Below are 18,157 nucleotides of genomic sequence, written 5' to 3'. Positions count from 1 at the left end.
TTGAATTAACGCTCTTGGAAACATGCATTAGAGGCATTATTCACATGCTTCAACCGCATTAAAGCATGCAAATTGCAGGCTTATCTCAATGCTTTAATCCCCAAAAGATGGTAAAAACAGGCAAGAAAAGCGACATCATAAACGTAATGAATTCAATCACAACAAATTACAAACCTCGCTCATAATTCGCGTATTTGCGACCAACTTTGCTGTTGGTTGTTTTTATGCGAATTATGAGAGGCGTTTTGTAAAGAAAATTCAGCATTAATTCGTCTCCATTGCAACGTTCCATTTATGTTACAAACACAGTGTTTTTGATAGCTTGCATTATATAAAATCCCACTTAAACGAAAGTGCCATTTTACAAAATGTACATCAACAGGGTCGGGTGAGACTTCCTGCTTTGCCATACACAGTGCAATATAACAATCGCTTATTTCAGACCCTTTATTTTATCTCACTAAAGGCATTCTAAAATAAGCGATATCTTGCCTTATCCTCATAAGCGGATGTAGGAAGGCGGTTGTCTTTGTCAGGCATAGCTGTGCATCCCACCCAGCACGTAATTCACACCAAAATAAGTCATCAGCACCGTCAAGAAAGCCAATACGATATAGACATGCAAGAATATTGGACGGCGAAACGCTGGCAATGACTGTTCGTGGAAGGTCAAGGAATATACCAGCATGGTAATCAATGCCCATGTTTCTTTGGGGTCCCATCCCCAGTATCGTCCCCATGAAACATTCGCCCACACGGCACCAGTGAATATTCCTACAGCTAACAAGAATACGGCTGGATACAACATGATGCGACTTATGTCGGTCAATCGATGGAGGATGGAAGTACTACTTCCCATTCGGTTCATGATGAGTGCCGTGACACCATTGAAAAACAAGAATGCAAAGAGGGAATAGGAGAGCATGACCAAAATGACGTGTATGCTGAGCAGTGGTGAAGCAAGCACGGGCATCAACGTTGTGATTTGAGGATTACGCTCGCCAAGCATGGACACCATGAGGGCAAGACCAGCTGCCATGAGCCCGAAAGGGAGAAAGAACTGTATGCGTTTGCCAAGTGGCAATGCAATGACAAGCATGCAAAGCGCCATGAACTGCATGGTCTCGAAGCCATTTGACAAGGGCATGTGTCTTCCCACATATCCCCTCAGCGCAATCACCACAAGTAGGAAACAGGCGGACAGAGCAAGCAACAAGGTGCCACATAGCTTGAGAGAACGTTGTTGTGGCTTGTTGCGCAGCAGATTTCTTGCGGTCATGATGTAGAACAGTATGCCTGCCACGATAAGCAATATTGCCATGGGAAAGGAGAACTGGAGTGAGTTATATATCTTTTCGGCCTTGAACCTGTTGTCGGATGGCAATACTGTTCCTGCCTTTTTTTGTTGATATTCGCGTATTTTTTGGAGGACTTTTTCCACTCCAGCGTTGTCTTGTGCAAGTGCAAGCTCCATCACATAGTCAGTGGAGCGCTTGATGAAGAGCCACTCATCTTGTCCAAGTCCTTCTGGAAGTTGGTCGCCTTGTGCCATCCACCTTAGACTACCAGCCTCTTTCACAGGGAACATTCTTACGGCTTGTCCTGACATGAGTGACGCAATGATATTATATTTTTCGTACGCTGCCGCAACATCCCGTGCTTCGCTATTGCTGAGCGAGCCTTTGTTCATTTGCACTATCAGAGATGAAAGTTTGAAGCCTTGTGTATCACTGGTGTAGTCCATCCATGAGACATACCTTCCATTTGCGTTCAATGCCTTTCGTACACTTCCTCCACTTATCTTAATCATGGGCTGTTCCACCCAGTCTGTGGGGTATAATAGCCATCCAACGAGTACCTGTTCGGCGGTGTATCCTCGGTAGCTGTCACTGCCATACAGTTTAATAATTAGATCTCTTGCCATTGTCTGCATGGGGCAGATGCGCCCACAGTGGTAAACATAGAGGTCGCCAAAGCGTTCAGCCAACGCTGTTGGTAATGTCTTGGGAAGTGGAATATTACTGGAGGACAGCATCTTCATGGGTACAAGTAGTAGCAAAGCCAGCACTACCACCTTTGCCTTGACGCTCTCCTTCTTTATAACCTGTCTAATCGTCCTTCGGAATCCGCCACGTGGGTCTGCAAGAAATGCAATGATGCTCAGTAGCAGCATGACGTATCCGCAGTATGTTACCGTGATGCCCAGCGGATCGTATGAAACGTATAGATGCACCCAGCCGCTCTCCGTGTCATAACCACTTTGATAAAAACGATAGTATTGTTTTTTCGCAATGTTGTTCATGGATACCTGCTGCTCGTCTCCGTCACTAAAGGCAACATGACTGACAAAGTCCATGGGCGAATCCGTACCCGCATAGTACTCAATGTTGAATTTGCAAAGTTTCATATTGAAAGGCAGGTGCTGCTGTTTACCGTCTTTTGTGATAAACGAGTTTGCTGGTTGTCCGTTGTGGAGATATATGTCACCTTGTTTACCCGTTAAGAAGGTCAGGCCTGCTCCTAAGAGTATCACTGCGAATGAAACATGCAGAAAGATGAGCGAACGACGCATCACCGCATGCCAGTATCGCAGAATGGCAAACAGGGACGATATGGCAAGCATCATCCACAGGGCAGCGAAAGCCCACGAGCCATAGATGTACTTGTGTGTTAGTTGTGTGCCGTACCTCTTATCCATGAACGAGGCTGCCGCCAAGACTATAATAGTCAATGACAGCAGCCCGAAAGAAATATTCGTTAGTCGTTTCTTCATCAGATAGACTCGATAAATTTGACTATCGCATGGCGATCGTCCTTGTTCAGTTTGCGGAACTTCTCTGTTGTCCACCGTGCATGCGAAACGCCACCTTCTTTTGAACATCCATGCCACATAATTGCCTCTATGACATTTCTTGCTCTCGCATCGTACAGTCGGTCATCGTGACCTGTACATACTTTCATAAGTCCTTTGCCCCACAATGGCGGTGTACGTATCCATCCTTTGCGAACATCGTTCTTCATGTACAGCCTATGTGAAACTAAATCGGTGTAAGGCCATATCTTTTGTTTGGGATAATGTGGCAGACGTGGGTCGTTGGGTTTGATGTTAAGATCGCCAGGATAAGAGAACTGGTCGTTGCCCGTAATCCACATGGGTCGGTGACACGTTGCACAACCTATTTCGTTGAAGAGCTTCTTGCCACGTTGCACGATTGGGGAATCCATGTTACGTGCCGCAGGAACAGCCAATCCCCTCAGCCATACCATGTAGTTCAGGTAATCGTTGTCTTCCATTTCAATAGGATGCTTGTCACTGGTGAAATAGTTATATATGTCCTTTTCAGGGTTGCCCGTTATTTTCCATTCAGGGAAATATTGATAGAATACTTTCTGAATATCAGGATCTTTGCTTGCGGTTAGCGCATACTCCTTGGTCACATTAATTGTGGTGTGTCCACGTCTCGTAACGTTAAAGTTTGCCCAGTGCTGCACATCCCAAGTAAATGTACTTAGGTCAAGGAAATGACCGAAGCGGAAAGGTTCCATTGTAATAGAGTCAATGGCAGTCCATTGTCCGTTCTTAAACCTTGAGGGATCTAATTTTGCATGCGCTTCTTCGCGCTGCCACTGCTTCAACAGACTGTCGGCATCGATGGCTCCTATCAGTCCGTTGCCAAAGAAAGGAATGGCGTTCTTGAGGCGTATGTGGATGTCGCTGACGTTAACTGGTTTGCCATTATGTGACGGCTTCACATAATAGGCGTCCTCTGGTATTTTCACATCAGGATATATGAGGCTGTATCGCTCTCCGTCTGGGAATACGTTCCCCCAGTCGTCGGTATATTCCTTCCATGTAATTTGCACTTTTGCAGGGTCGAGATACGACTTGAACGGAGGCATGCCCTGGAACTTGGGACTGAAGAAGGAGAGTAGTTCACCGTCATCGCCGAATATTTCCAACTCTGTGGCATTGCCCCATTGTTTTGGATCGAACTTTGTAATGCGCCATCCGTGTCCATAACCGCAGTGACAGCTTTCACATGAGGGACGCGAGTATAATGGTCCTCTTCCGTTGAAAGGACGTGTGCTTGAGTTGTATGGGCGTTCAAAGAAATATTCACCCATCTTGAACTGATATTCCAGTCCTGCCTCTTCGATAGCGGGTGTGGGATCCTCATACGCACTTGCAGTGGCATTGAATGTTGTGCCGAGTTTTCCTCCAGCATACCATTCGTCCGCTAATTCCTTACTCTCAGTACCACTGCCGTTGTCGTCTATATCTTTGTCCTTACAAGATATGACCGACACACATACAAATGCCATGGCAGCTACCGAAAGTACTTGTTTTGTGGTGATTGTGTGATGTTTCATAATCTTTTTGTTTTAACATGTTGACTAAAAATGCTGATGAGTTTCAGGTGGTTTAGCCACCTGAAACTCAAATATGTCGCACCTTGATAACCGGTGTTCACGCTGTTATTTTTTCAGTTCAGTCTTCAGTTCACTGAGCGTCTCATCAAGTTCTTTGCAAGCATCTATGGCTGCCTTGCAACTTGCATCTTTATAGTTGAGCACAAATGGAGCTTTCATGTTCTTGATGGCTGTTTGTGCTTTCGTAATAGCTGCCGTCACTTTCATGTCCATTTCCTTGTTGTGCTTTGCCATATAATTGTGGATGGAGGCACCGCGATTACCCTCAATACCACCATAATAAACGTTCTCGACAGAGATGATATTGTTATGGAAGTCATGAATGGACATTTGGCTGTATGGCGACTCTATGTATGAGATGTCCTCGCCTGTGTGTGCTGATCCAATCTTCGATGTGCCAACCTCGTTACAGATACTATTGCATCCCGACACAATTTCCTGTAGAGCGGCAACCCATGAGCGGTACAGTGAACCTGGTTGACCAGCAAGCAGAATGTTCTCTCCGTAAGAATGTTCTCCTCCACTGACGGTGATGCCAAGCTCTACATCTTCTATGATGTGTTTCACTTGTGCAGCATCCAGTTTGGAAGCATATTTCTCTCCAGCCCATGAAGTGAGGAGTTGCCAGCAACTGTTGCGGAGATCGCCAGCCACAGCAATGGCATACACGAGGTATTTGTCTTCTATTGAACCTGCTTTGCGTGGTTTTCCTTTTTCGAAAAGAATGTACTCCACTCCATGATAGCCCAACAACTCCTGACCAAGTTTTGTGCGTGCAGCGATGTCATAATCGTCGCCATCAAGGTCTTCAATGTTGGTTGCCGTTGCAAGATACTTCTGCAGTGCAGGAAGGTCGAGCGGCCAAGAGTCGATGTGTGGATCGATACCGAAGTCGGAAGCAGCTCCAAATAAGAAAGCTTCGCTGCGTTCCCACCACATACGCGATGCAAGGAAGTCTTCACATGCCTTGTCAAGGTTTGTCTGAGTCGGGTTCTTGCGGTATTCCCTTAGGTCTTTTACCAATTCAGACGATTTTAATGCCATCTTCTCATAAGTTGGCACAACAGTTTTGTGGATGAAGGCGTCTACGATTTCAGCGTACGCCTTGTCGCGTTCTTCCTGTTTTTGCTGTTCTTGTTTTTTTGAGTCATCTTCGTTGTCGTCAGAACATGCCGTAAATGACATTGAAAAAAACAGGCTAAGAATTGCAACGAAACAGTAGTTCGATAATTTTTTCATTCTTTTTGTTTTTTATTGTTAGAGTTATATTGTAAAGACTATAGGAAAAATCCCGCATAGGCTATACCCAGCGAAATGCTCGGTTCGTTATTAAACTTGCTTTTCAGGAAACGGTTGCTGTATTCTCCTTTCACAACAATTTGTTTCGTTGGATGATAGTTGAAGCCAAAGGCGATGCGGTTTCTGTCGGTCCATTCATAGTCGCTGTTTCCAGCCACAGGGTGATAGGCATCATAGTTCTCGTATGCTCCGAAGACGAACAGTTGTTGTTTCTCACTTCTCATGCACGGGAAGAAGCGCAGCACATTGTACCCTGCCTGAATACTTGCGGCGTGTGCGCGGTTGCCAACGAGTGTACGTTTGTATGGTGAGGTTGAACTCTGCGAGCGATTGTAGGTTGAGATGATGTCGGCATCGCCCAGATGTCCATAATCCAAACCACCAAGAATGCGCCAACCGTGACCTGTGTAACTCATATCAATCGTTCCAATGGTGACAGCACCTTTCACATCTTTATATTTACCGCGCTCATCACTCTGCAAGGTATTGTTGAACGATTCGCCATAATATCCGCTGAGACCTATACGCAGTCCTTTCAATGGGTAGAAGTCAAGGCGAACCGCTGTGGCATATTTATTGGATGGTGTGAATTCAAAAGCACTTGCCGATCCATTCTTAATCCACTGGTCTTTGCTGAACAAGAGTGAGTTAAGACCTGGCAAGAACATGGCTTGATAACGCAGGAATTTCCACCGTCCCCAAACCGAAACGCCCGTTTGATGCCAGGTGCAGGGTAAAATCTGATTTTCTCCTTCAGGACGGTATACAGTGAAAAACTCGGTTGGTAAGTGATGTGCATTGGTATATCCAATGGGAACCACATCGTGACCAGCGCGTATGTTCAATTCGCGACAGAACGATTTCTGAATCCAAAACTGTTCCAGTGCCACTTCGCCACCGCGTTCAATCTCGCCTTCCCATTCGCCAAACTCTTCATCTTCCATTTCCATGGCACTCTCGGTGCCACCATGTTCAAACTCAATCTCTGAGTTCATAGTCCAACCCTTGCCAAAGTCGTATCCCAACATCACCACAACGTGAGGCAAGTCTGCTTGCCCACGGCTTTTGGCATTCTTGTACTTTTCTGCCTTGCTGTAGCGGTTGATGTTGTCGGAATAAAACATCCTGCTCATCACGGCTTCTCCGTAGCCACCTAATGACAGTCTGCTTTTTTTGCAGCATCTCGTACTATCTTTTGCACATCCCTGTGCTTTTGCCATACCCGAGAAGCATAACAGGGTGCATACCAATGTAAAAATATAGGCTATTCGCTTTTCCATATTAACAATATATAATTTTAACAAATTATTCAAACTTATTATAAAACGTTGTTTATACGTTGCAAAATTATTCTAAAATAGAAATTCATACAATACCTAAAAGTGGTGATTTCAACGTCGTTTCATGGCGCAATAAGCATCAGTAAACCTTATTTTATCCTCAAAAATGATGATGAAGTCTCTAAGATTAAAAAATATTTTGCCAGCTATGTGATTTCAATTATCTTTGCAATTGAAACAGATTGATGATAGATCTCCAATAAAAGAAAGAAGGTATGGATATTTCTGAACTATACAAACTATTTTTGAAGCATCCTGTGGTTACCACAGACAGTCGTGACTGCCCTAAGGATAGTATATTTTTTGCCTTGAAAGGAACTTCGTTTAATGGTAACGAGTTTGCAGGTAGTGCCTTAGAAAAAGGATGTGCGTACGCTGTCATTGACCAGAAGGAATACCAAATACAGCAAGATGAACGCTATATCTTGGTTGAGGATTGTCTTCAAACCTTAAAGCAGCTTGCCAACTATCATCGTCGGAAGTTAGGTATACCCATCATCGGCATCACAGGCACTAATGGCAAGACCACTACCAAAGAACTATTGGCAACGGTATTAGCTGAGCGTTTCAATGTATGGTACACACAAGGAAACTTTAACAACGAAATAGGCGTACCCAAAACGCTCTTACGCTTGACGTCTGAACATGAGATAGCCGTCGTAGAAATGGGGGCAAGTCATCCCGGTGATATCCAATCATTGGTAAACGTAGTAGAACCCGACTATGCGCTCATCACCAATGTGGGGCGCGCTCATCTACAAGGTTTTGGTTCTTTCGAGGGAGTAAAGCGCACAAAAGCGGAGCTTTACGATTATATGGAAGCAAACAAGCCCAACGGAAAGGTATTTATCAACCAAGACAATCCTCATTTACAGGAAATGTTTCAAGCCCACTGTCCTCACGTCCAGCGTATTAGTTATTCGCAAACACAACAAACAGGTATTAGCTATCAAGGGAAAATCTGTAGCAATAATCCATTCTTAACGTTCCAATGGCGACACATTTCTGGAGGAGAAACTTCACCAAACTCCAACCAGTGGTACGAGGTGCATACTCATTTGGTGGGTGCCTACAACCTTGATAATCTACTGGCAGCCATCAGTATCGGTCATTACTTAGGGGTTCAACCTCATGAAATCAACCATGCATTGACCCATTATACGCCAAGTAACAACCGCAGCCAACTGGAAGTAACGAAACATAACAACTTGATTGTAGATGCCTACAATGCCAACCCTACCAGTATGGAAGCGGCTCTCGTTAATTTTGCACAAATGCAGGTAGCACCCAAAATGGCAATTTTGGGCGATATGCGTGAACTTGGAGAGGTAAGTGTGGCTGAACATCAAAAAATTATCAATCTCCTAAACATCCTCCCCATTCAACAAATTTGGTTAGTAGGTGAGGAATTTGGTAAGACAACAACAACGTTTCAGAAATATAAGAATATAGAAGAGGTGAAAGAAGCGATTCGGCAAGAACAACCGCAAGGCTTTTACATTCTCATCAAAGGAAGCAATGGTATCAAACTTTTCCAACTTCCCGAACTTTTATAAAATGATTGCACTTGTAAGTACCAGCAAAGTGTAACTTATTTCAACGAAACACCCAACTTCACACTTACTAAAGTTGGAAATTCGTAGCCATACTGCTATAGGGACGCACGAACCGTCCCAGCAACTCTACACAAGCTGTGTTTTCTTCTCTTTTGTGTTGTTGGTTGTTCTATTGCTATACAAATCATTTGAGGGAATAGTGCTGTATAGACGCGGCTCTTTCATTGACGGGTCATTGTTGTTACAACAAACCATCTTTATTAAATGAAAGATCTTTAGTTTTTTAGGTATAAATATTAAAGATTCTTTGTGATTTTGTGTATTTATTTTTATATTTGCAGAATAAATCCTTATTATTCAATGAATCGACACGAAACCTTTGGCACCTATCGCAAGGTTAATATCAAGCAGCTGCTCACTTCTTTTTGCATGCTATTATTGAGCATGTCCATGTTGATTGGTTGTTCTCGAAGTGAAGAGAAGGCTCAAGCAACTTTTGAGAAAGAGCATTTAGAAAAAGAGCTAAAGGGTTTGGAGCGTATAGATTCATTGCAACGTCGGCTGAACCAATATCGTGAAGAGCACAATCGCAGTGCTATGATGCTGTGTTATCGGTTCTTGGGCATTGCTTATCGCGATTCAAGCAGGTTTGACCAAGCCTTGACAGCTCATCAAAAAGAGTATGAGCTTGCCAATGAACAGGCTGACACGTTGGAAGCAATTGTAGCTCTCAACCAGACAGGGACAGATTATAGACGGATAGGTGCATTGGAAGAGGCATCGTCTGCGCATTATCAGGCATTGAACTTATGTGATCAATATAGCGATCATACAAGTTTCAAATTTCAAAAAAACAGAGTCGTTTCGCTTAATGGAATTGGAAATGTGCATCTTACACTTGACAATGTCGAGGCTGCAGAGAATGCTTTCAGGATGGCTTTGGATGGGGAGAAAAAGTTAGGAAGTGCCTTAGGACAAGCCATTAATTATGCTAATTTGGGCTCTCTGTTGGAATCGAAGGAGAAAATAGACTCAGCACGTTGGTACTACAAAAGGTCGATGCAGCTGAATCAAAAAGCAGGCTCGCGCTTGGGAGTAGCGTTGTGCTGGATACATTTAGGGGGATTAGAAGAGAAGGCTGGTCAATGGGATCAAGCGATTGCTAAATACCAGCATGCTGAAGAAATCTTGAGAAGCGTAGGAGACCAGTGGCATTGGATGGAGGCTACTATTTCACTCATTAGGGCAAATATAGATAAAGGTGACTTGACCATGGCATCACATTACATGAAAGAGGCGGAGCCTGTAGCCGAGCAGTTGGGTGCATGGGAGAATTTGGTAGCCTTATATCATGAGAAGTCCAGGATGTATTCCAAACGTGGCGACAGCGAGCAGGCTTTTATGAATTATAAAAAGAGCCAAGCATATCGTGATAGTTTGATAAGCGAGAAAAAATACAGCACATTCAGAACATTCGCATCAAGTATGAGCGTGAAAGTAAAGAAAAACAGATGTTGGCGATGAAGCGCGACATTGAGCAAGAGCGACTCATCAAAAAAGTGTTCTTGTTCAGTAGCCTTTGCATTATCTTACTCTGTGCAGTCATTATTGTATTTTTGTGGTATGTGATACGTATCAGGTCTAAAAACCATAAAATGCAAGTACAGATACAACGAGCCAAAGATCATTTTTTCATGAATATTACGCATGAATTCCGTACGCCGTTGACAATTATTTTAGGTTTTGGCAGACAGATGACCGACGGAACGCTGATAACAAAAGAGGAACTGAAAAAAGCTGGTGGTATGATATTGAGGCAGGGTAATGGACTCCTCGACTTGGTCAACCAATTGTTGGATATAGCGAAGGAAAGGTCGGTTGTGAATCAACCGCTGTATCGACATGGGGATGCGGTAACTTATATAAGGATGCTGGCAGAGTGTCATCAAATATTGGCACAAGATAAAAATATAGAATTTTTGTTTACTGCTAAGCAATCTACTGTGATGATGGACTTTATACCCAGCTATCTCACCAAGATTGTGCGTAACTTACTGTCAAATGCGATTAAGTTTACACCACAACATGGAATGGTGAGAGCAACTGTGGAAGTAGAAAAAGATAAACTGAAACTGGTGGTGAGAGATAACGGACAAGGAATTCCATCAGACGACTTACCTTTTATATTTGACCTGTTTTACCAAGCACAAAATCCGTCGGCAGATGTTGGCTCGGGCGTGGGCTTGGCATTGACGAAGCAACTTGTGGAGGCAATGAAGGGAACAATTGAGGTAGAAAGTGAAGTGGGAGTGGGTACTACCTTTACGGTGAGCTTGCCCTTAAAAGCTACCCGTCAGGATGCTGTTATCAAGCCTATTGAGGCGTACGAACAAGAGAAACCTAACTACAATCAAGTGCCAGAAGAATCTATCGAAGAACCAGAAACAACTCATGAGAACGCTGTGTCGGTGTTGGTGGTGGAAGACAATGCCGATGTGGCAAGATATATCGGCATGCAGATAGGGCATGAATATCAATTGTATTTTGCTCATGATGGTGTAGAAGGACTGGAGAAGGCTTTAAGTTTGATGCCCGATTTGATTCTCACCGATTTGCTCATGCCACGAAAAGATGGGTTGGAAATGTGCCGTGAAATCAAAATGTCCGAGGTGTTGAATCACATTCCGGTGATTATGATTACAGCGCGCAGTACCGATGCTGACAGATTAAAAGGATTAGAGGCTGGAGCCGATGCCTATCTTGTAAAACCGTTTAGTGCAGACGAGTTAAAGTTGAGAATTAGAAACCTGATTAAGCAAAGGGAGGTAATGCGTGAAAAATATGCACTCTCGTCAAATGTGCATGTCAATAACATGACGGCTCTGAACAAGTTGGATAAGGAGTTCTTACACAAATTCATTGATTATGTATATGTTCACATGAACAACGGAACGGTAAGCGTGGAATCGGTAGCAGCCGACTTGTGCATGACTCCCAAACAATTAAGGTCAAAAACTGTGGCTATCACCGGTGAAAATCCAAGTGCTTATATTCAAAAGATTAGATTGGAAAAAGCACAACGCATGTTACAAGTAGAGCCAAATATGAGTATCGGAGAAATTGCATTGAAATGTGGATTTGAAGATTTTGCCTATTTCTCACGAGTATTCAAGAAAAAATATGGTGTGATGCCGTCACAATATCGTCGATTGCCATCTTAAAAAAGTGACAAGTTGCTCGTAATTTTTTTATGAAAGCGTATCTTTTTGAAAGGTGCGCTTTTTATGTCATTAGGACTTTTAGTTCATTGAAAACAAGTGAGTTGCGTTTTTCTTTTGGACGAAAAGTCCTAAAAGTTATCAAGCATTATGTTAGATAATTCCTATATTAAGGCAGAATAGTCCTACCTACCTGTTCCTATACTGTTTAATTTTGCCACATGAAAAGTGCTTGGCACAAATCAAATCATAATAATCACACCCAGGACGACAATTGGAGTTCTGCTAAAAACAAACAGTATGAGGAAAATTTTAGCTTTATTCATTGGTATATGGATATGCCAATTGAATGTTACTCAAGCAGTAGCACAGAATGTGGCCATCAGCCCTTCAACGGGAAAATTGGTCGCTGGTCTCACCTATGAAGGTGAGTTAGGTTTTGAAAGAGGTTGGAGCTCGCTGTGGAGGCATGAGCAGTTGCCGCTGACGCTTACCGTTTCCGACAAGGGCGACATCTCTGAAAGTGGCGTGCTGACAGATCCAGCAGGCGATATCATTCTGGATACGTCACAAGATAAGTACGTTGTCGTTTCTGGGCAACCGTTGACGACAGAGTTGCACATGTGTATCTCCCTGCCTAAAGGTTATCGGTTCACGGGATACCGCATGGTGTTCTTGAATAATGTTAATGGTAAGACCATCAGCAACTTGAAGTTGGCTGAAATCGACAAACAGCTTTATGAAACGGGCCGCGACTTCGATTTCAATCAGTCCAAGGCCACCACGGGAAACATGCCAGGAACCAACGATACGAAAGAGTACGTCATAGAGCGCACCAGTAAGAATGAAACAGATATGGACAACAACCTTTATTTCTTGCTGCATCATACTGTTTCGGGGTTCTATGGCGTTACTTTGAAGTCGTGCGAACTTTATTTTACAGCCGAAGGTGCTTTCGATGCCAAGGTGACACCAGGCTCGCCTGCCGACATCGTCAGCCAAGGCGTGAACATGATAGGGTCTCTGTTCAATACAGGTAAGTTGGATTTGGGGGAGATAAAACCTCATACCAAAAATGGAAAAACCTTTTATAGCTACGATTACCAGAATGTAGAGGAACTCAAGGCCAGCAACAGGCTCTATCAGGAGGATGCTGTAACTACTGACAAGAAGCTGCCCACAACCTCAGGAACTGGAAGTATCCAAGCCTTGCAGAATGGCGGACAGCTATACTATGCCTTAGGCAATAATACCTATTATATAGAGTCGCCAACCGCTACTGTCACACAGAATGGCATTGCGGTGCCTCTGGGCTATCGCATCACTGGCGCCAAGATTAAGTATCATTACGGGAAGGCAGCTCCAGCACGAAGCATAAGATATAAAGGTAATAGTGTACGCAACCCAGCCTTCACACCATCGCCTTACACACTGAAGGTGTACAGTACAAACAAGGGCGAGATTGCAGAGACACGAACCGTAAACAGTGGAGCTGACGGGACAGTGGTGCTGACAGGCTTGAACAACGACGCCATTAAGTTCTCTATAGAGGGACTTGCCCCAGATACCAAGGCGCTGCTTACTTTCGAGCTAACTCTTGAGGCGCTCAATCCGTTCATCAACAACATTGACATCATCTGCCACTCGTTGGCAGCGAGCGGTCCTACACTGATGCAACAGTTCACGAGTAATGACTTCCAGGTGTCTGGTGGCAAGTTTGTCTTCTATGTGCCGCAAGATTTCTTTGGAGGAGGGGAGCAGAAGTGCCGCTTCACATTCGAGAACCTGTACAGCAAATATGGTGATGAGACCTATCAACAGACAGACCCACGCCATGCCCGCTACTTCTTTGTGAAGTCAAAATACTACAACGATACCGACGGACAACAGTATAGTACCACTGGCAACGAGCCTGCTTCTGACAAGATTGCTACATCTATGTGTGGAAATCAGGCATTCAAATACAGCAATATTGATGAGCTGAGCAACACAAATATCTCGGGCAGCACAACGCAGTTGCAGGAATATCCTTACTCGGAGAATCTCTATTTGGCTCAGGGAGGCAGTTTTTCTGAAGACATCGTGATCAAGGTGGGTGAAGGAAAGCCCTGCTACTTGTTTACTGCCGATGAAACCCGATGGAACGTTGCGCCAACCACAGCCATGGAACATCGTTACTATGCTTATTATCTCATGGATTTGAAGCTGGAAACAAAGGACTATGTGGCTAAGTGTGTGCTGACTAAGATTTATGACAAGACCTGCTATAACCGTGACGGCAATGATACCGAACTGCCTATGTATGGTGGCGAATTCAAGGCGCTGGATGCGATAACGGGCGATGAAATTCCTGCTGGCAGAGCTTACCTAACCGTTCCGATGATGAAGCAGGCCCTGAAAGATGAGCTTTATGGCAATCCAGAAAAGCATATTGCGGGCGTTGGAGCCACGGGCATGCAAGTTCTCTATTTGGACTATACCAACCTATACTCCGTGCATATCCCTGAAGCCAGCGAGATGAACGCGATGAAGGCGCTGCTCAATCCCAACTGCCTCATCTACTTCCCAGAGCGTACCTGCTACCAAATGGATAACTATGTACAGAAGACAAAGAGCGGAGACTATCGAGCATGCAAGAACATCGTGATAACCGACCGTCAGCCTTTCTATGCACCTTACAAGATAACTGTTCCAGCAGAAAACTACGCAAGTTATACGCGTGAGATTACCATTCCTGCCAATGGCAAGGTGGCCTACGCAACGGTGGTTCTCCCATTTACCTTGGAGGTTACAGATGGGGTTCATACCAACGAGGATGGGCTGTGCTCGTTCAAGGTAAGCAAGATGACACCCGACAACTGTCTGGCATTGGAAGATGGAGAGTACGCATCTGCCCTGAGCTATCGCGGTAAGGCAAAGTTCGACCTGATTACAGGAACGCATACGGAAGCTAACGTGCCATACATGGTAGAGGTGACGACGGCTCCTACGGATGCGAACATCTCGTTCACAGCCAAACAGAAAGGTTCTGACATCATGGCAACGAAAGGAAGTGCGATGAATGCTACTGAATACACATTCAGTGGTGAGACCGCCACAGGCAAGATAGGTGCTACGACTTATAACTTTCATAACTACGGTTCGTATGCTGGAAAGAAAATCGACAGGGCTGCAAAGAAAGTGTTCTATTTTGCGAAGAACATGTATTTGAGCTCCACCAATCTACGGCCAGAATTCCCGTATGTTTATGTATATCCATTCCGCGCATTTTACGAGTATAGCTCTGCGGGAGCACCTGCTAAAATGTTCTCTTTCAGAACCGTTTTCGGTGATGATGACAATATGCCAACCAGTATCACTGACATCAATACAGAACCTGATTTGGCTATTATCCCAGGACAGGGAACCATAACGGCTATGGCAAGAGAAGCAACTGTGGTGAAAGTGTATAGCACCAGTGGCGTGGTGGTATGGTCAGTAAGTCTTCATAGAGGAGAGACACAGACCGTGACCCTGCCAGGTGGATTTTATGTAGTGAACGGAAAGAAAATCATCGTAAAATAGTTAAGGAGGAAATCGTCATGAAAAAACAATATATAGCACCGGGAATTATATCCGTCAACACTTGTTATGGGCAATTGATGCAAGGAAGTTATCATGACCATGCGGATAGCAAGCAGTTTGATTTTGAAGTAGAAGAAGAGCAGCTTGAGGATTTTACAGACAACGGATATCATCAGTACAATCTTTGGGATCCAGAAGATTTTGACTACTAAACTTTCCTCATTACGATGTGTATTTAGTTTAGGTGATCCGGGCAGGGCGTTGAGTCTTGTCCGGATCTATTTGATACGATTTATTTTGTCAGAATCTTTCTCAATCGCAAAAATGGTATGACTTTCTTTGTTGTTTTTTTTGTGTGTCAAACCTTTATTTTCAAGAAAAAAGTACTTTCTTTATCACACTGCCTTATAATTTGGAAATTTTATCTAAATTTGCAAAGAGGACTGGAACCTACACCTATCTTCAAGAAGTGGATGATGTATTTTGGTAGCCTCGCAGGGAAAAATCTATGAAAAAGATGAAAAAGAAAACTTATACAATGAATGTTCGAGGCAAGTTGGTAGACCTGTCCCGCCCACAAGTTATGGGTATCCTCAATGTGACACCAGACTCCTTTTATCAAGGGAGTAGAAAGCAGACAGAGGTTGAAATCGCTAATCGAGCCAATGAGATTATTGAAGAAGGGGGTACTATGATTGATGTGGGAGCTTTCTCGACACGACCAGGTGGTGCTTTTGAAGTAACCCAAGAAGAGGAGATGGATAGGCTGAAACGTGCATTAAGCATCGTTAGACGTGAGCAGCCAGAGGCCATCGTGTCGGTAGACACCTATCGACCAGCGGTAGCTCGAAGATGTATAGAAGAGTGGGGAGCAGATATCATTAATGATGTCTCGGAAGGGGGCATCACGGGTATTGTCAACACCCCTATCCACGAAGAGCAGAGTATGTTTCAAACCGTTGCGCAGCTGCAAGTTCCTTATATATTAATGTCTGTAAAATCGAACTTGCGTGATATGCTCATCTCATTTGCTGGTGAAGTACAAGAATTGTATGCGTTGGGAGCAAAAGACATTATTTTGGATCCAGGTTTTGGATTTGGGAAAACATTAGACGACAACTATGTTTTATACCGAAGGATGGAGGATTTACAAGTACTTGATTTACCGATATTAGTTGGCATCTCCCGAAAGAGCATGATATATAAATTTTTGGGTGGAGACCCGACGACTTCGCTCAATGGCACTACGGTGTTAAATACCCTTGCTTTGCAAAAAGGTGCCACTATTTTGCGAGTACATGACGTCAAAGAGGCGGTTGAGGCTTGTAAGATTTACGAAAAAATGCAAAGTGTATGATAGCCTCACTAACACAACGGACTTACCTCAATGGCCTCACCCCCAACCCCTCCCCGAAAGGGAGGGGAGTAGTTAGCCTTTTGGGTTGCAGAACTCTCAACTGGTGAACTCTCAACTGGTTAACTCGTCAACTCGTCAACTAAAAAACTTATCAACTCATAAACTCAAAATATGATTCCTTTCGATATAGGTATTAAAGATATCATTGATATTGTCTTAGTGGCACTGATGCTCTATTATGTTTATCGGTTAATGAAAGAGAGCAGGTCACTCAATGTTTTTATAGGTATCTTGTTCTTTATCCTTATTTGGCTTTTTGTCAGTCAAGTGCTTGAAATGCGATTGCTTGGTTCTATCATGGATAAATTGGTGAGCGTAGGTGTTATCGGTCTCATTATTTTATTTCAAGAAGAAATTCGTCGTTTTTTATATCAGTTAGGTGCTCACCAGAGATTTCAAGCTCTCTCAAAGTTTTTTACTGCCAATCATGAGAATGACGAAGAGGATAAAGAGACAATTGTGCCTATTGTGCTTTCCTGTATGAGCATGGCGAAAGGTCGAGTAGGAGCTTTAATTGTGATTGAGCGCTCTATTTCGTTAGGAGAAATTGTAGAAACGGGCGATTTTATTGATGCGAGGGTAAACCAGCGGCTCATTGAAAACATTTTCTTTAAAAATTCACCTTTGCATGATGGCGCAATGATTATTTCAAATAGACGCATAAAGGCTGCTGGTTGTATCTTACCCGTCTCTCATGACTTGAATATCCCTAAGGAATTGGGCTTACGACATAGAGCAGCTATGGGTGTGTCTCAAAGTAGTGATGCGATTGCTGTTGTCGTGTCAGAGGAAACTGGACGAATAAGTGTTGCTATGAACGGGGAGTTTAGACTCAGATTGTCTGCTGAAGATTTAGAAAGTTTGTTAGCTTCTGAAATGAAAAGAAGATAACGTGCATCTTTTCTAATCTTACGGTTGCTATGCGAATACAATTTCTTTCCTTTTTCTTTACACTTTTGATACTTTAAGCACTTTAGACAGACCTATATATAATAAGGTAAAGTCGTTCAAAACGAATAAAGTTTAGTGAACAAAAGTTAAAAACGCAAGAATTCCTTCTTTTTCATAGAAATTATTTGGAGGGTAACTTCTTTTGTGTTATCTTTGCATCCGCTTTCGCACTAAAAATTGCGTTTGCAAAAAAGAAGCGTTCTTTGAAAAAGATTTACATAAGACAGAAGTAGTACAAGAAGCATGTATTGCTTTTTAGGAAACGAGTTGATGAGGCGACGAGTTAACAAGTTTTCTTGAAGCGTAAATACATAGGTAACAAGTTTTACGAACCGTTCAATTCATTAGAAAAGAACTAAGGTGAGAATACTTTTAAATTCT

General features: G+C 43.4%; 11 protein-coding genes. 7 read left to right on the top strand and 4 right to left on the bottom strand.

Going from position 1 to position 18,157, the window contains the following annotated elements; all coding sequences use genetic code 11:
• Positions 1-532: 532 nt before the first annotated feature.
• From ccsA to DEM91_RS07305, 4 genes are all read right to left on the bottom strand, one after another.
• Entirely contained in the window at positions 533-2,773 is a 2,241-nt protein-coding gene (ccsA, locus tag DEM91_RS07320; protein ID WP_249858457.1) for a cytochrome c biogenesis protein CcsA, read from the bottom strand.
• Complete coding sequence (locus DEM91_RS07315) at positions 2,773-4,371, bottom strand: di-heme oxidoredictase family protein (protein WP_249858456.1); 1,599 nt, start codon at positions 4,369-4,371, stop codon at positions 2,773-2,775. Before DEM91_RS07315 ends, ccsA begins: the two co-directional genes overlap by 1 nt.
• Positions 4,372-4,476: 105 nt before the next feature.
• Positions 4,477-5,670: an imelysin family protein gene (locus DEM91_RS07310; protein ID WP_249858455.1), complete on the bottom strand. Its 1,194-nt coding sequence runs from the start codon at positions 5,668-5,670 to the stop codon at positions 4,477-4,479.
• Between the two features lie 38 nt (positions 5,671-5,708).
• Positions 5,709-7,010 (bottom strand): hypothetical protein, encoded by a 1,302-nt coding sequence (locus tag DEM91_RS07305; RefSeq protein WP_410525631.1) that lies wholly within the window; start codon positions 7,008-7,010, stop codon positions 5,709-5,711.
• A 275-nt stretch (positions 7,011-7,285) separates the two neighbouring features.
• On the opposite strand from DEM91_RS07305, the gene DEM91_RS07300 reads away from it, so the two are divergent.
• From DEM91_RS07300 to cdaA, 7 genes are all read left to right on the top strand, one after another.
• Positions 7,286-8,626 carry a UDP-N-acetylmuramoyl-tripeptide--D-alanyl-D-alanine ligase gene (locus DEM91_RS07300; protein WP_249858454.1) on the top strand — a complete coding sequence of 447 codons (1,341 nt, stop codon included), beginning with the start codon at positions 7,286-7,288 and terminating at the stop codon, positions 8,624-8,626.
• A gap of 360 nt (positions 8,627-8,986) precedes the next feature.
• Positions 8,987-10,150, top strand: a complete 1,164-nt coding sequence (locus DEM91_RS07295) for a tetratricopeptide repeat protein (RefSeq protein ID WP_249858453.1) — start codon at positions 8,987-8,989, stop codon at positions 10,148-10,150.
• Positions 10,147-11,847, top strand: coding sequence for an ATP-binding protein (locus tag DEM91_RS07290; RefSeq protein ID WP_249858452.1), 1,701 nt, complete (start codon positions 10,147-10,149; stop codon positions 11,845-11,847). Before DEM91_RS07295 ends, DEM91_RS07290 begins: the two co-directional genes overlap by 4 nt.
• Before the next feature lie 297 nt (positions 11,848-12,144).
• Positions 12,145-15,408: a hypothetical protein gene (locus tag DEM91_RS07285; protein ID WP_249858451.1), complete on the top strand. Its 3,264-nt coding sequence runs from the start codon at positions 12,145-12,147 to the stop codon at positions 15,406-15,408.
• Positions 15,409-15,425: 17 nt separating this feature from the next.
• Positions 15,426-15,620 carry a hypothetical protein gene (locus DEM91_RS07280; protein ID WP_249858450.1) on the top strand — a complete coding sequence of 65 codons (195 nt, stop codon included), beginning with the start codon at positions 15,426-15,428 and terminating at the stop codon, positions 15,618-15,620.
• 305 nt (positions 15,621-15,925) lie between these two features.
• Entirely contained in the window at positions 15,926-16,765 is an 840-nt protein-coding gene (gene folP, locus DEM91_RS07275) for a dihydropteroate synthase (protein ID WP_249858471.1), read from the top strand.
• 171 nt (positions 16,766-16,936) lie between these two features.
• Positions 16,937-17,716 carry a diadenylate cyclase CdaA gene (cdaA, locus tag DEM91_RS07270; protein ID WP_275975251.1) on the top strand — a complete coding sequence of 260 codons (780 nt, stop codon included), beginning with the start codon at positions 16,937-16,939 and terminating at the stop codon, positions 17,714-17,716.
• Positions 17,717-18,157 lie beyond the last annotated feature (441 nt).

Origin of the sequence: Prevotella sp. TCVGH (assembly GCF_023522295.1) — a bacterium.
GTDB classification, from domain to species: domain Bacteria; phylum Bacteroidota; class Bacteroidia; order Bacteroidales; family Bacteroidaceae; genus Prevotella; species Prevotella timonensis.
Note: the sequence above shows the minus strand (reverse complement) of the source record. Positions and strands in the feature narration are given on the sequence as shown.

What these genes read in the sequence shown, in the direction of transcription:
- folP (WP_249858471.1), top strand. Translation starts at nt 15,926, where the DNA reads ATGAAAAAGAAAACTTATACAATGAATGTTCGAGGCAAGTTGGTAGAC.
- DEM91_RS07310 (WP_249858455.1), bottom strand. Translation starts at nt 5,670, where the DNA reads ATGAAAAAATTATCGAACTACTGTTTCGTTGCAATTCTTAGCCTGTTT.
- ccsA (WP_249858457.1), bottom strand. Translation starts at nt 2,773, where the DNA reads ATGAAGAAACGACTAACGAATATTTCTTTCGGGCTGCTGTCATTGACT.
- DEM91_RS07305 (WP_410525631.1), bottom strand. Translation starts at nt 7,010, where the DNA reads ATGGAAAAGCGAATAGCCTATATTTTTACATTGGTATGCACCCTGTTA.
- DEM91_RS07300 (WP_249858454.1), top strand. Translation starts at nt 7,286, where the DNA reads ATGGATATTTCTGAACTATACAAACTATTTTTGAAGCATCCTGTGGTT.
- cdaA (WP_275975251.1), top strand. Translation starts at nt 16,937, where the DNA reads ATGATTCCTTTCGATATAGGTATTAAAGATATCATTGATATTGTCTTA.
- DEM91_RS07315 (WP_249858456.1), bottom strand. Translation starts at nt 4,371, where the DNA reads ATGAAACATCACACAATCACCACAAAACAAGTACTTTCGGTAGCTGCC.
- DEM91_RS07290 (WP_249858452.1), top strand. Translation starts at nt 10,147, where the DNA reads ATGAAGCGCGACATTGAGCAAGAGCGACTCATCAAAAAAGTGTTCTTG.
- DEM91_RS07280 (WP_249858450.1), top strand. Translation starts at nt 15,426, where the DNA reads ATGAAAAAACAATATATAGCACCGGGAATTATATCCGTCAACACTTGT.
- DEM91_RS07295 (WP_249858453.1), top strand. Translation starts at nt 8,987, where the DNA reads ATGAATCGACACGAAACCTTTGGCACCTATCGCAAGGTTAATATCAAG.
- DEM91_RS07285 (WP_249858451.1), top strand. Translation starts at nt 12,145, where the DNA reads ATGAGGAAAATTTTAGCTTTATTCATTGGTATATGGATATGCCAATTG.